Here is a 14,269-nt window from a genome sequence, read left to right on the forward strand (position 1 = left end):
CAGTTTATCACAGGGTGTGCCGCCGTCACGTACCACAAAAAGTGCGCAGCACCTGCTCACTGGCCGTGGCAGGGGCGGCCAGTTGGCGCGCGGCTTCCGATTCATCGAAGGGCTGAGTGACCGCCGCGAGCAGCGTGTGGAAAGGCTCGAAATCACCTTCTGTTGCCGCGTCGATCACCGCTTGAATGCGATGGTTACGGGGAATCACCACCGGGTTGGCGCGGCGCATGGCCTCCAGGCGCTCACACTGCTGGCTGGCTTGCTGGGCGTTCTCCCAGTCGGCCAGCCAAGCCGCAAGGCCATCTGGCTGAGTGGTCAGCGCCAGCAACGCCTCTTTTTGGGAGTGGGCTGGGATGCCCGTGCTCAAGGCTTGGGCACCCAGCGTTTTGGCATAGTGCGTCAGCGTTTTGGCATAGTGCGTCAGCGCGTCGAACGTCGCGGTCATGTCCATGCGGCCCTGATGCATCTGGGTTTCCAGTGCCTCCATCAGCGCTACGGCGCGGTCGCTTTCCGGGGCAAGGCCCAGCTTGTCGGCATGCAGGCGGCACTGCTCGGCGCCAAAACGAGCGGTAAAGCCGCGAAGCACCTCGGTGGCCTGCTCTACAACGGCCTCGCCCTCTTCCCGCATCAGCGGCAGCAGGGTTTCGGCAAAGCGGGCCAGGTTCCACTGGGCGATGCCCGGCTGGTGGTTAAAAGCGTAGCGCCCGCCCTGATCGATGGAGCTGTACACCTTCTGCGGGTCGAACTGTTCCATAAACGCGCAGGGGCCGTAATCGATAGTGTCGCCAGCAATGCTGCAGTTGTCGGTGTTCATCACGCCATGAATAAAGCCCAGGCTCATCCAGCGCGCCACCAGCGCCGCCTGGCGGGCGGTAACGGCTTCCAGCAGGGCAAGGTACGGATCGTCAGCATTGGCCACCGCTGGGTAGTGGCGAGCAATCACATGGTCGGCCAGCGCTTTCAGCACCGCTTCATCGCGACGCACGGCAGCAAACTGGAACGTGCCCACGCGGATATGGCTGCGAGCCACGCGGGTCAGGATGGCCCCCGGCTCGGCCATCTGGCGTATCACGCGCTCCCCCGTGGTCACGGCCGCCAGCGCCCGAGTGGTGGGCACGCCCACGGCGGCCATGAACTCGCTCACCAGATATTCCCGCAGCACCGGGCCAAGCGGCGAGCGTCCATCCCCGCCTCGTGAAAACGGCGTGCGGCCACTGCCCTTGAGCTGCACGTCCTGCCGCTGGCCCTGCTGATCCACCACTTCCCCCAGCAGCAGCGCTCGGCCATCGCCCAACTGAGGCACGAAATTACCGAACTGATGCCCGGCATAGCCCAGCGCTCTAGGCTCGGCCCCTGGCGGTAGCCGATTACCGCTGAACCATTGGGCCAGCGTGGCATCGTCGGGCCGCGTTTGCATGCCTAGCGCCACGGCCAAGGGTTCGTTGAATGCGATCAGGGTGGGTTGCGCCACGGGCGTGGGCTGGCAGGCCGCCCAGAGCGGTTCTGGCAAGGTGGCGAACTGGTGTTCGAAAGTCAGCACGGGCAACTCCGCTGTTCAATGAATGACCTACAGAATACCCTAGCAGCTTACTCAAGTAATGGGCGATAGCATGCCGCATAGAGACGCTTTAACCCGTATTAAATTACCGATGGAACAAGAGGCTTTCACTCCCCTGCCCCAGGCCTTCTACAATCGCGATACGCTGGAGGTCGCCCGCGATTTGCTAGGCTGTTTACTGGTGCGCCAGCTCGATGGCGAACTCATGGCAGCACGCATCGTGGAAACCGAGGCTTACCGGGGCTCGGACGATTCCGCCTGCCATGCCCATCGGCGCCGAACCCCGCGCACCGAGGCGATGTTTGGCCCACCCGGCCACGCCTACGTGTATCTGGTGTACGGCATGCACTGGCTGCTGAACGTGGTGACACAGCCGGAAGGCAACCCCTGCGCAGTACTGATTCGAGCGGTAGAGCCGGTGATCGGCGAGCCTGCCATGCGGGCATGGCGCAGCGTGGCGGGGCGCAATCTCAGCAACGGCCCCGGCAAACTCACCCGTGCACTGCGTATCGACAACGCCCTCTACGGCCACGACATGACGCAACGCGACGCCCCCACGGACGGGCTATGGATTTCACCGGGCGAACCACCCGGCGCCGTTGCCAGCGGCCCACGCGTGGGCATCGATTACGCCCAGCCCGCCGACCGCGACGCCCCCTGGCGGTTGTGGAGCGAGGGCAACCCTTGGGTATCTAAAGCGCGTTAAGCGTTCTGCAAGCAGGCCACTGCCTGCTCCAATACCGGCGTCAGCGGTGCGCGCCACTGATGGGTCAGCAATGCATCTGCGCGGGTCACGCCCAACGACAGCGAGGCCACGGGCAAGCCCATGGCGTGGGCATCGCGACAGAACCGGTAGCCGGAATAGACCATCAAGGACGTACCCACTGCCAGCACCGCGTCGGCACGTTGCAGCGCCTCCTGAGCCGCCAGGCGCCGCGCCGGAGGAACCACATCGCCGTAGTAGACCACCTGCGGTTTGAGGATGCCCCGGCAGCGCGGGCAGTCCAGCACCTTGAAGGTGGAGAAATCGGTTTCCAGATCCGCATCGCCGTCCGGCGCGTGGCGGGCCTCCAGCGCGGCGAAGGCGGGGTTCATGCGGGCCATTTCACTGTGCATGGCGTGGCGCATCATCTGGTAGCCACAGGCCATGCAGGCGACCACGTCTGCCCTGCCGTGCAGATCGATCACTTTTTTCGAGCCCGCCCGCTGGTGCAGGCGGTCGACGTTTTGCGTGACGAGAAGCTCCACATGGCCCATGGCCTCGAGCTTCGCCAACGCACGATGCGCGCCGCTCACCTGGGCTTCACGCATGGCCTTGAAGCCTACCAGCGCTCGCGCCCAGTAGCGCTGGCGAACGGCGAAGGAACTCATGAAATCGCCGTGCTGCACCGGCGGCGGGCGCTTCCACTGGCCATCGGCATCGCGGTAATCGGGGATGCCGCTGTCGGTGCTGACGCCCGCCCCGGTAATCACCCAGAGCTTGGGGTAGCGCTTGATAAAGGCGGCCAGTGCTTCCCCGGCCACCTGGCTGCTCTCTCGTTTTTCGACACTTTCCACGGCCTGCGTCAATGGATCACCCTAGGCAATACTGCGACAAGTCAACGATACTGTAGGACAATATAAGCACATGCAATGTGCCCTCGATAGCGGATTAAGGAGCCTCTCATGCAGTGGGATCACGAGATTGTCATTGTTGGTGGCGGCATGGTGGGCGCGGCCCTGGCGGCCAGGCTGGGCCAGGCGGGCATGTCGGTTGGCCTGGTAGAGCGCGCCAGCGCTCCCACGCCCCCCAGCGGCGATTACGACCTGCGTATTTCATCACTCAACGCCCGCTCGCTGGCGTTCGTGAAAGCCAGCGGTGCGGTCCTGCCGGGAGAGCGCTGCTGCCCGTTCCGGCACATCGATGTCTCCAACCTGGATGGCAGCGGTCACTCGCTGTTCTCGGCCCACGACAGCGGCATGAACGATTTCGGGATTTTCATCGAAAACCGCGCCCTGCAGTACGCCCTTTGGCAACGCCTGGAGCAGCTTCCCAGCGTCACATGCTACACCCAGTGTGCCCCGGTGAGTACGCTGGCCGCCAGCACCCATCGGCTGCTGGAGCTGGACAACGGCAAGACCCTCAGCGCCCGGTTGATGGTGGCCGCAGATGGCGCACGTTCAACCCTGCGTGAGCTGGCAGGCATCTCCACCAGCAGCTACGACTACCACCAGCGGGCGATGATCATCAACGTCGAGACCGAGCTTCCCCAGCAGGATGTCAGCTGGCAGTACTTTACCCCCAAAGGCCCGCTGGCCATGCTGCCGCTGCTCGGCCACCGCGCCTCGTTGGTGTGGTACGACAGCGATGAGGCCACCAAGGCCCGCGAACAGCTTTCCAACGACGCCCTGCAACACGCCATAGAAACCACCTTCCCCAAACGGCTGGGCAAATTGACCCGGGTGGTGGCACGGGCCAGTTTCCCTATCAAGCGCCAGCACGCCAAACGCTACATCGGCAAACGGCTCGCGCTGATCGGCGACGCCGCCCACGTGGTACACCCGCTGGCAGGTCAAGGCTTGAACATCGGCCTGCACGACGCCGACACCCTGGCCGAGCTGATCATCAAAGGCCGTGACCCTGGCGACCACATCAGCCTGCACCGTTTCGAGTGCCACCGGCGTCTGGCCAACCAGGCGATGATTGCCGCCACCGACAGCTTCCACCACCTCTTCACCGGGGCCAAGCCGCTCCGCCAACTGGGTGATCTCAGCCTGCACCTCGCCGAGCGAGTGCCGTTTGCCAAACGTATGATGATGCAGCAGGCCAATGGGTTGAATCCGTTCAAGGTGGGCTGAAGCTGACTATGCTGAGGGAGTGGCTGCGGAAAGCAGCCCTAAAACAACCACAATAACCCCTCAAAAAAGGAAAGCGCATGCGACGCAAGCAACCATTCGCGCTAGTAACGGCCGCCTCGTTCACCAGCATTGGCCTGTTGCTGGCCACGCCCTTATGGGCCTGGGATGGCGTGGTCGAGAAGCAGCGGTTCGAGATCGAGAGCTTTACCACCCAGGGCGGCGAGACGATTCCCAACGTGGCGGTGGGCTGGGAAGCCTACGGCGAGCTGAACGAGGCGCGCGATAACGCCATTCTGATTACGCACTTCTTCTCAGGCACCAGCCACGCCGCAGGCCGTTACGAGGCCGAGGGTGAGGCTACCGGCTACTGGGATGCCATCATTGGCCCTGGCAAGCCGCTGGATACCGATGAGTACTACATCATCTCTTCCGATACGCTGGTCAATTTGGGGGCGAACGACCCGAACGTGATCACCACGGGGCCTGCCACCCTCAACCCCGATACTGGCGAGCCCTGGGGCATGGATTTTCCGGTCGTAACCATCCGTGATTTTGTCGAGGTGCAGCGCGCCCTGCTGGAAAGCCAGGGCATTGAATCACTGCATGCGGTCATGGGCGCTTCCATGGGTGCCTTGCAGGCCATCGAGTGGGCCAGCGCTTACCCTGAGCGGGTCGAGCGGTTGATTCCCGTGATTGGTGGCGGTGTGGCCGACCCGTGGCTGCTGGCCACGCTCAGCGCCTGGGCCGCGCCGATTCGCCTGGATGCCCGCTGGAACGAAGGCGACTATTACGACGGCGAGCCGCCCACCGACGGGCTCAAAGAGGCGCTGAAGCTGGTGACGCTCAATGCCAACCACTGGCAGTGGGCCAACGAAGCATTCAACCGCGACTGGGCCGACGACGCGCGCGACCCCGCTCAGGACATCACCGCCCGCTATGCCATCGAACAAACCCTGGATGACATCGCCGCCGCCCGTGCGGCGCTTTCCGATGCCAACCACCTGCTCTACCTGGTGCGCGCCAACCAGACCTTCATGGCTGGCTACGGCGACTCGCTGGAAGCGGGGCTGGCCGCCATCGAAGCCCCCACATTGATGCTGTATAGCGAGAACGATTTGGTCTTCGCCCCCGAGGGCGTACGCCGCACCGCCGAGCTGATCGAAGCCGACGGTACTGAGGTGACGCTAGAAACGCTGGAAGGCAACCGAGGCCACCTGGATGGCGTGGTGGCCATCGAGCAAGCCAGCGATACGCTGCGGGCGTTTTTGGAGTGACACAGCGCCTGGAAGGCCAATCTCGCTAGCGGCTTTCCAGCGCCCACTGCACCGCCTGCTCTGCATGGATCTCGGTCGTATCGAAGAGCGGCACGGGAGTGTCGGCCTGTTGAACCAGCAGGCCGATTTCGGTGCAGCCTAGCAGTCTGTCGGACTTGAGGTTAATGGATGAGCTGAGGCGTGGGTTCTTCACCCCCCCCTGTGTTGGTGTTGGTGTTGGTGCTGTTGTGTGGCTCTTAACCTGCCCCTCAGCTTCTGCAAGGCGGTTCTGACGCCTTGCCTGCTGGCCGGTTGGGCGCGGCGAGCCCTCAGCCCGCCGTCAACCGGTGCATCCGCTTGATATTCCACGCCATGGTGGCCAATCGCCACTCGCCGCTGACCTTATCCAGTCCGCGTAGCGAGAACTGCCGGAACCCCATCACGTGTTTGATGATCCCGAAGACCGGCTCCACGGTATGTTTGCGCAATGCGTAGAGCGCTCGGCCCGCCTGCGTCTTCAAGCGGTGTGCCATCTGTTCGACGGGGTCCTCGCTCTCCGGGGCAGGCGGATCCGCGGCGAAACGTTCAAAGACCGGAAGGTGATGGACGTCTCGCTTCATCGCCAACAGCGGTTCGATACCATGGTCATGGCAGGCCTGGATATTGCTGGCACTGAAGTAGCCGGTATCACCCAGCAGGTGGTCAGGTTTTCCCAGCGTTTCCGGGTAACCTTGCCAGGCCGTCAGTAGCGGCATGACTTGCTGCTTGTCATTGGTCGCCTGCGTGACGTGGACATGGGTCACCAGCAGACTCTCGGTATCAACCGCGGCTTGGGCGTTGTAGCACTGATCAAACCCCTTGCCGGTGACCGGCATGATGCGCGACTGCGGGTCGGTGAAATTGATCTGATCCTTGTCACGCGGGCCACCAGTGGGCGGTTCGGGGTCACGCCCACGGGGCTTCTTGCCGGCCTTGCGCTGCGCCTCCCGCCGCGCCACCTTTTCCTGATAGGCGGCTTGCTCGGTGGCGTCCCGCTCCTCGGCGCGCGCCTCGATCTTGGCCTTCGCCTCAGCGATGGCCGCCAGGCGGGCTTCACGGCGGGCAATCTCGGCGGGGATATCCATGCCGTCGGCCGCGTCCTCCTTGTCCGCCGACTCGGCCCGCTCGGTCAGCGCTTTCACCTCTGCCCTGAACTGTGCCTCCAGCTTCTTGGCATGGCCATACGACAACGCCTTGTGCTTGCTGGCGTTGGCCTTGAGCTTGGTGCCGTCCAGGGCGATGGTGCCAAGCTTGAGCAGCTTCATCTCGCGGGCCAGCAGCAGCACCTGTACGAACAACTGTTCCAGTTCCGGCAGAAAGCGGCGGCGAAAGGTGGCCAGCGTGTCATGGTCGGGATGGGTATTGGCGGCCAGGTAGCGGAACGCCACCGAGTCATAGGTGGCACGCTCGATCTTGCGGCTGGAGACCACCCCGGTGGCGTAGCCGTAGATCAGCAGGCTCAGTAGCACCGCCGGGTGATGTGCCTTGGAACCCCGCCCCATGTAACGCCGGGTCAACGTCGAGAGGTCCAGTTGTTCGACAACATCGACAACGAACCGCGCCAGGTGACCATCGGGCAACCACTCGTCTACCGAAGGCGGCAGCAGGTAATCGGTCTGGCGATCCACAGGGATGAAGCGGCTCATGGCGATCTTCTCAGCTCGGCGATGACGGTGGTCAGTATCTCACGGTGCAACGGAAAGACCGACAGGCTGCTAGAATCACCCCTTGCGCGCCGCGCTCGGCAAGCGCCTCGATGATCGCCAGGTAGTCGGCTTTGGCCTCTGATTTCACCACGCCCAGGCACAGCTCCTGGTAGATCACCACGTGCACGCGCTCGCGCTGTGGTTCGGTGGGCACCACCACTTCGATACCGTGGCGCTGCAAACGCTCGATATAAAACGCCTGTTCCATGGTGAACCGGGTGCCCAGCAAACCTACGCAGGTAATGCCCTGGCGTTGCAGCACCTGGGCCGTGGCATCAGCGATATGCAATAGCGGAATGGAGACCGCCGCTTCCAGCGGCTCGGCAACCTTGTGCATGGTGTTGGTACACAGCACCAGACAATCGGCCCCCGCGGCCTCCACCGCGCTGCCCGCCGCTGCCAATATCTCGGCAGTCGCCTCCCAGTTGCCCTGATGCTGCAGCGCCTCGATGTCGGCAAAATCCACGCTGTACAGCACCACCCTGGCAGAATGCAGCCCGCCCAGTGCCGTGCGCACATGCTGGTTGACGAGGCGGTAGTAGGTTTGGGTGGACTCCCAGCTCATGCCGCCGATCAAGCCGATGGTTTTCATGGATGCACTTCCACCTTTTGGTCACAAGAAAGAGAGTGTATTGCGAAGGCAGCAGACCAGGCTTCGGACTCTATCAGAGGCTCACATGCTTACCGCCATCCGGCACTTCGCAGTTTTAACAGTAGCGCCCATAACCGGCTGCCCCCCGCTGAGCTTAAAAGCAAAACGGCTCCCACGACCACGGAGGTCCCCCCACGCCCTAATAAGTAAGCGCTAGCGTTTGGCCGCTGTTGCGCGAGAAATTCCCCCAACAGCACCGTGCCAGCAGCGACAAAATAAATACCCATGAGCGCTGTCCCCACCGCCATGCAGGCTCGGGGGCTTACCAATACACCTGACCCTTGCGGCACCAGCCATCGGCTCAATGCCTCACGCCACAGAATAAGGCTCAGTCCGATCAGAGTATTGCTAAAAAAATGCACAACCTGAGCCATCAATACGCTTGAAGAAATGTCCTCTTGGCCAGCCAGAGCGATCGATAGAGAAAAGGCGGCATCCGGTAATGGACGTAGCGCCATCCATAGCCCCAAGAGCGCCAACAAGCTGGCCATCAGCGGGCGCATTTGCATCCTTGGCATCATGACTCCCTTACTCGTTGCATTGTTGGTTGTGAAAGCTCAACCTGGCTACTCCAGATCTCCGGTAAACACGACGGTCAGCCAGCGGCGCAGACCTTCGTCGTCCACAAGATTCCGATGCCACATACTTCAGGCAGCGCTTCCCACACATTAGCCGCTGGCGTTTTCCTCGGCCACCTGACGCAGCGCATCGACCAGCACATCGGCGGGTTGGGCGCCGGAAATCAGGTAGCGGCCATCGAGAATGAAGCCCGGCACGGCACTGACGCCCATGTCCATGAAGCGCTGCTCGGCTTCACGCACTTCTTCGGCGTATTGGTCAGAACGGGCGATGGCCTCGGCGGTGTCGCCATCCAGCCCCACCTCGATAGCTTTTTCGCGAAGCACCAAGGGGTCGGCGGGATTTTTCGCCTCGCCGAAGTAGGCCTCGAACAGCGCCAGTTGCAGCGCCGTTTCCTGGTGCTGCGTTCCGGCCCAGGCCAGCACACGGTGCGCGGCGAAGGTGTTGTTCGCCCGGCGCTCCAGCGCGCCACGGAAATTCAGGCCAAGCGCTTCGGCGGCGGCCATGATCTCGCGCTGGGACTGTTCCATGGTGGCCGCATCCTTGCCGTACTTGCGGCACAGATGCTCCAGAATCGGCTCGCCCTCGGGCGGCATGTCCCGATTCAGTTCGAAAGGCTGCCAGACCAGCTCGATCTCGATCTCGCCAGCGAGCACCTCCAACGCCTGCTCCAGGCGCCGATAGCCAACCGCACACCACGGGCAGGCCACATCGGATACCAGATCGATTCTTACCTTTTGCATGGAGTGTCTCCTTTGGGTTCATTCATCATGGGTAACATCCGGCAGTTATGGCCATGCCACTGCCTCAATCCGCCCACTCCAGGTCTCCGGTAAACACGACCGTCAGCCAGCGGTGCGGCCCTTCGTCGCCCAGCAAGTCACTGACTTCGTTACGTAGGGTATCCCATTCGCCAATGGTGCGCGGGGGCGCATCGGCGGGGACGATAAAATAGAGTTCGATTTCCCTGGAGCGACCCACCCGCGCAATGTAGGCGCGGTAGGTGGTAAACCCGTGCTGTTGCACGAAAGCCTGTGCCACTTGATCCACATGCTGCTTCAAGGCGCTCGGGGTGACCAGGAAGATATCCGCCAACGCGCGGCGCACGGTAGAAATCGGCAGCGGAATGATGATGACGCACACCACCGCCAGCACCGCCGGGTCGATGTAGGGCGAGATCCACTCCCACGACGTGCCCTGCACCAGATAGCCCAGCGAGAACGCCACCAGCAGCGCCGCCGTGATGCCTGCCGACATGATCCAGCCCCGCACGTCCAGGCGCACGAAGTCAGAGCCGATACGGCGATTGGCGCGAGCCTCCACGATAGCAGTGGAAACACACGCCACCAGGGTGATCACCGCGTAGACGATTGCCCAGCCAAACTCCAGCTCGCGCCCGCCTTCCAGCAGGCTGCTGATGGCGTTGACCAGGGCATACACCGCCACGCCAATCAGCAGCGTGCCATTAACGCCCAGCACCATGGGCTCCAGGTGCCAGAAGCCCACGGAAAAGCGCTCCCTCAGCTTGCGCGACAGCCCTTTCGACGACACGAACGAGGTAATCAGGTTCACCACCAGCAACGAGAGCAGGCTCATGCTGGCATCCACCAGGGCATAGATGCCGTCGAACATGATCGAAAACGACCCCGACATCAGGCCAAAGCCGATGCCCAGACCCGCAATCACCAGCGTGACGGCGATGGACGTTCTCAGTACGCCGCTCTCATCGCTCAGGTCGAAACTACGCATGACGGTATCCCTTTCAGTGCGAAAATCCGATCAATCCTGCAACTCTTTCAATCCTGCAATTCTCTCAATTGCTTCATCAATCCCGTAATCACTTTTGCCGAGCTGCTGGTGTCATCCGCCAGGCGGCGCACGTGCTCGGCAACCACCGCGAAACCTTTGCCAGCCTCGCCTGCCCGCCCCGCTTCGATCCCCGCGTTGATGCTGAGCAGTTGCAGCATCTTCAGTGAATGGGCAATTTTCTCGGTTTCAGTGGCAATGTCGCGGCTGATGGTGCCCAGCTGCTCTTCACTTTGCCGCCGCTGCTGAATGTCGGTGACCACCCCTTCCAGGCAGATGACGTTTCCCTCGTCATCTTTCACGGCACCGCCGTACTCGCTCACCCAGCGCAGGCGGCCATCTTTACAGCGCACCCGATAATCGGCGTGCCAGTTCTTATCGGCAGCGATGGCCCGCTCGATGGCCTGATCCAGCCCCGGCGCATCCTCAGCGTAAATCAACGCCACGTAAGATTGCTGGCGGTTGCCGATCAAATCATGACTGGTATAGCCCGTCAGCTCCTGAACCCTGCCGCTCAGGTTCAGCATGGTGTAGTGCTCATCGTTGCGGCAGCGGTACAGAAACCCGTTCATGCGCGACGCGATGCTTTCATAGATACTGTCTTGCTCAGACATGCTGGTCATGGCCCTTCATGGTGGAATGCAGCGGTACGTCAGCCCTTTACCCAGCGACTTAAGTCGTACTCTTCGAAGGGCACTATGCCGAGACCGCACCGCCAAGTCCAACGCCAAACTCACTTGCAAGCAACGATTAACCAGGCGGCTCCTGGGTTTGCTCGGTGACATGGCCCGCTTTATCCAGGTGGTACTCGCTAAAGTCCTGCGCCAGGAAGAGCGCGCCTGAGTAAACGCTTTGTGCCTCGCGTTGGATATCCTCAATGGCAGGCACGGTATGGGAAATGAGCGGGTAGCGGGGGCTGAAGTGAGTCAGCACCAGGTGGGGCAAGCCGACCTGCTCGGCAAACGCCGCCACCTGCCTGCCGTAGCTATGCCCTACCTCACCGGCTTTCTCAGCCATCGCTTCGGTGTAAGTGGCCTCGTGAACCAGCACCTGCGCCCCAGCGCACGCCTGCGCCAACAGCTCAGGCCGGTCGTTGTCCCCGGCAATCACCACTTTTCTGGGGGCGTGTTTGAACAGCAGGTAATCCTGGCTGCGCAGCGGCTTGCCTTCGAATGCCACCTCCCTCCCCTGCTTCAACTGCCCCCACAACGGCCCTCTGGGAATGCCGTGCCGATCCAATTTATCCACATCCAGGGCGGCCTCCACGTTGCGCTCGGTGAACGTATAGGCGTAGCACGGCACGCGATGGGAAAGCGCACTCGTTTCCACCGCCATGTTCTCGAATTCGATGCTGGGCAGGTCATCGGCGCAGATGAACTCCAGCGCGAAGGGCAGGCAGAGCTGGGTGACCGCACAGGTAGCTTCCAGCCAGGCTTGGATACCCTTGGGTGCCACAAGGGTCAGCGGCGCCGTGCGCCCACCCATGGCCGCACTGGCCAGAATGCCCGGCAACCCGTAGCAGTGGTCGCCGTGCACATGGGTAATCAAAATGGCCTTCAGCGAATGAAACGACAGCCTGGTGTGCAACACCTGATGCTGAGTGCCCTCCCCGCAATCGACCAGATACCAGCCCTTGCCCTTGCTCCCTTGCAAGGCGATGGCGGAGACGTTGCGTTGTTTGGTAGGCACACCGGCGGAAGTGCCGAGGAAAAGTAGGTTCATAACTTGCTCGTAACCACGCCTATACACTCCCTTTACAATTAAAACAATAAACATCATCCAGCCAAACTTAAACCACTGCACTTTTAAAATAACTAACAAACCTAACTAACCCCTATATACATACTGTAAATGCGGCTGATGCAATATGTGATTATAGCAATTAGCATGAAGACAAGAATAACGTTTCCAGCTGCACCCAAGGAACAGCTTTTATTAGCACTTTAGCGCAGCGAGTAATAAAAAATACGGTTTTTGACATTACATTGGAAGCAATTATTATGCACTTAGCTTATATTCTTCAAGCGAGACCGCATTTTCTATATCTGTCTTGTATGAACGTAGCAAATAAAGTATTTCATCTGCTAACTCTCGAAACCCTTCTGAGTCGACATCTAAATATTCACCATGCGCTATATGGTTTCTCCTGTTCAACAAACTCTCGTCGATGAGGTGGTACCTGGATTCATAACCTTGAGTATCAATACCAATGGACTTAGCAATATTAGCAAATACCTTTGAACTCAAGTTAAATTCAGTCCGAATCGCCGATTCAATTTTCAGCTTCGCTCTTTCATCAAGCTCATCCCGTAAAAAATCTAAAGTAGCGATAGAGACAGAAGAATCTTTAGAACTAACCAAATCATTAATTCTTCTTTTAACACCAAAAACTACAAAGCAAGACTTCAGCTCTCTATAAGTTAATGACTGTCCATTTACGTAGTCTAAGTAGTGCGTTGATGCGTTTTTTATAAAACCTTCCCAATGTCCATACAACAAAGGTATTGCAGCTCTGACGGCTGTGTTTCTGCTGAGCTTATCAGACGACCGAACAACAATCTTTAAATTTGCAATTTCTTTCAATCGCCATGAAAACTCACCATCCAAGATAGTTTGAAGCTGGTCAATCGTTCTAATTTTACTCATGGCTTGAAGAAACCTTTAGCCATTGGAAGGAGCTTTGAAAGGCGTGTTGTCCCTCTCACTCCTGCACCAGAATTTTTCTCGAAAACAGGGTCAGTCCAAAGCTCCTTCGCTCTAGAAATGACAAACTCCTTTTGATCGCTTCTACCCTGATTAGTAATTTCATCGATATTTTGAGAAACACCAAAGGCAATAGTTTCATAAAGTGACATTAAGAACTTCCCACTAAACTTATTACCATCCCAGCGTTTAAATGCTTTATCACTCAGTGACTCATTTAGCAAGCTGAATGTTTTATCGAACTCTTCCTCCTCTTTTTCCCAATCAATTTCTTCATTCTTAGATATTTCTACCAGCGCAGAGTCAAGGTACTCATGAACATCTAAACCATTTGTATAAGGGTGGTGCTTAAATGCAAAATATCTAAGAACAAGTTCAACCCCTGCCTGCTTTTCTACAGCGCTCTCTGTTTGATTTGTCGTTTCAACAAAATCATCATTTTTGGAAAGCTTAATCAAAAGATTATACAAATCAGGATTAATCATAACAGCGATACAATTTCTAACTTCCTGCTGTGATAGTTGTGCACCCCCTGTATTTAAACGCTGAAAAAGCTCATACTTGGCATTTTCATCACTTTCTTTAAGCAAAATCTCAACGCGTATCCTAGCCCGTTTCACCTGCATTTGCATCGATTTATCAATCGCAGCATCCCCGTCTACCCATACCTGCCATCGCTTATCAGATAGGCTTGGCAAAAACTTAGTCCCCTCAAGCGTACTGGGCTCTACTTTCTTGCCTTCTGGGTCTTTTAAAATCCCTGTAAACTCTAAAATAGTTGAAAGACGTTGAAGACCATCAATTAACTCCCAATTTCCATCTTTGTCCTGAAAAACGAAAATTGGGGGTATCGGGATGCCTAACAATATCGACTCAATGAACCTTGTTTTTCTAGTAATATCCCAACGAAATAGCCTTTGAAATTCAGGGTTTATCCTTAGCTCACCATCTTTATACAAATTCATGACCTCACCCAAGGACATATCATACCCGTCAGATACTATCTCTTTCCTAGCTGTCTTTATTTCTTTTTCGAGACTCATCAATATTCCTTGCATTTTCCATTAATTGATTTTAAAAACACTGGCTACCTGGAAGGCTACATAATTTTAATAAACCTGACCGCTCATTCATT

General features: G+C 58.7%; 14 protein-coding genes. 3 read left to right on the forward strand and 11 right to left on the reverse strand.

All coding sequences use genetic code 11. The features are described 5' to 3' along the window. Window positions 1-25: 25 nt before the first annotated feature. On the reverse strand, window positions 26-1,540 hold the full coding sequence (locus tag LG409_RS14640) for a protein adenylyltransferase SelO (protein WP_227406989.1): 1,515 nt from the start codon (window positions 1,538-1,540) through the stop codon (window positions 26-28). Between the two features lie 109 nt (window positions 1,541-1,649). Here LG409_RS14640 and LG409_RS14645 point away from each other — a divergent pair, with 109 nt between their 5' ends. Continuing rightward, the gene (locus tag LG409_RS14645; protein ID WP_227406990.1) at window positions 1,650-2,264 is read left to right on the forward strand and encodes a DNA-3-methyladenine glycosylase; all 615 of its coding nucleotides are present in this window, start codon (window positions 1,650-1,652) and stop codon (window positions 2,262-2,264) included. Here the strand turns inward: LG409_RS14645 and LG409_RS14650 are convergent. Continuing rightward, on the reverse strand, window positions 2,261-3,127 hold the full coding sequence (locus tag LG409_RS14650; RefSeq protein ID WP_227406991.1) for an NAD-dependent protein deacetylase: 867 nt from the start codon (window positions 3,125-3,127) through the stop codon (window positions 2,261-2,263). The genes LG409_RS14645 and LG409_RS14650 overlap by 4 nt on opposite strands. Before the next feature lie 96 nt (window positions 3,128-3,223). Between LG409_RS14650 and LG409_RS14655 the strand changes: the two genes are divergently transcribed. Both LG409_RS14655 and LG409_RS14660 read left to right on the forward strand, forming a co-directional pair. Next, on the forward strand, window positions 3,224-4,396 hold the full coding sequence (locus LG409_RS14655; protein WP_227406992.1) for a UbiH/UbiF/VisC/COQ6 family ubiquinone biosynthesis hydroxylase: 1,173 nt from the start codon (window positions 3,224-3,226) through the stop codon (window positions 4,394-4,396). A gap of 77 nt (window positions 4,397-4,473) precedes the next feature. Beyond that, the gene (locus LG409_RS14660) at window positions 4,474-5,670 is read left to right on the forward strand and encodes an E22 family MetX-like putative esterase (RefSeq protein ID WP_227406993.1); all 1,197 of its coding nucleotides are present in this window, start codon (window positions 4,474-4,476) and stop codon (window positions 5,668-5,670) included. Window positions 5,671-5,695: 25 nt separating this feature from the next. Here the strand turns inward: LG409_RS14660 and LG409_RS14665 are convergent, their stop codons facing one another. The 9 genes from LG409_RS14665 to LG409_RS14705 all read right to left on the reverse strand — a co-directional run bounded on the left by LG409_RS14665 (window position 5,696) and on the right by LG409_RS14705 (window position 14,177). Then, window positions 5,696-5,863 (reverse strand): hypothetical protein, encoded by a 168-nt coding sequence (locus LG409_RS14665; protein WP_446719083.1) that lies wholly within the window; start codon window positions 5,861-5,863, stop codon window positions 5,696-5,698. Window positions 5,864-5,978: 115 nt separating this feature from the next. Then, window positions 5,979-7,334 (reverse strand): IS1182 family transposase, encoded by a 1,356-nt coding sequence (locus tag LG409_RS14670; protein ID WP_016913619.1) that lies wholly within the window; start codon window positions 7,332-7,334, stop codon window positions 5,979-5,981. Between the two features lie 31 nt (window positions 7,335-7,365). Further along, window positions 7,366-7,986 carry an aspartate/glutamate racemase family protein gene (locus LG409_RS14675; protein WP_227406994.1) on the reverse strand — a complete coding sequence of 207 codons (621 nt, stop codon included), beginning with the start codon at window positions 7,984-7,986 and terminating at the stop codon, window positions 7,366-7,368. A gap of 728 nt (window positions 7,987-8,714) precedes the next feature. After that, on the reverse strand, window positions 8,715-9,368 hold the full coding sequence (locus tag LG409_RS14680) for a DsbA family oxidoreductase (protein ID WP_227406995.1): 654 nt from the start codon (window positions 9,366-9,368) through the stop codon (window positions 8,715-8,717). Window positions 9,369-9,432: 64 nt separating this feature from the next. Continuing rightward, window positions 9,433-10,374: a cation diffusion facilitator family transporter gene (locus LG409_RS14685; protein WP_227406996.1), complete on the reverse strand. Its 942-nt coding sequence runs from the start codon at window positions 10,372-10,374 to the stop codon at window positions 9,433-9,435. Window positions 10,375-10,421: 47 nt separating this feature from the next. Then, window positions 10,422-11,054, reverse strand: a complete 633-nt coding sequence (locus LG409_RS14690) for a PAS domain-containing protein (protein WP_319799330.1) — start codon at window positions 11,052-11,054, stop codon at window positions 10,422-10,424. Window positions 11,055-11,181: 127 nt separating this feature from the next. Further along, window positions 11,182-12,153, reverse strand: a complete 972-nt coding sequence (locus LG409_RS14695) for a ribonuclease Z (protein WP_227406997.1) — start codon at window positions 12,151-12,153, stop codon at window positions 11,182-11,184. Between the two features lie 276 nt (window positions 12,154-12,429). Further along, window positions 12,430-13,077: an MAE_28990/MAE_18760 family HEPN-like nuclease gene (locus LG409_RS14700; protein ID WP_081195301.1), complete on the reverse strand. Its 648-nt coding sequence runs from the start codon at window positions 13,075-13,077 to the stop codon at window positions 12,430-12,432. Then, window positions 13,074-14,177 (reverse strand): DUF262 domain-containing protein, encoded by a 1,104-nt coding sequence (locus LG409_RS14705; protein ID WP_016914885.1) that lies wholly within the window; start codon window positions 14,175-14,177, stop codon window positions 13,074-13,076. Before LG409_RS14705 ends, LG409_RS14700 begins: the two co-directional genes overlap by 4 nt. Window positions 14,178-14,269 lie beyond the last annotated feature (92 nt).

The sequence above is a fragment of the Halomonas sp. NyZ770 genome (genome assembly GCF_020616575.1).
In the GTDB taxonomy this organism is placed as follows: domain Bacteria; phylum Pseudomonadota; class Gammaproteobacteria; order Pseudomonadales; family Halomonadaceae; genus Vreelandella; species Vreelandella hamiltonii.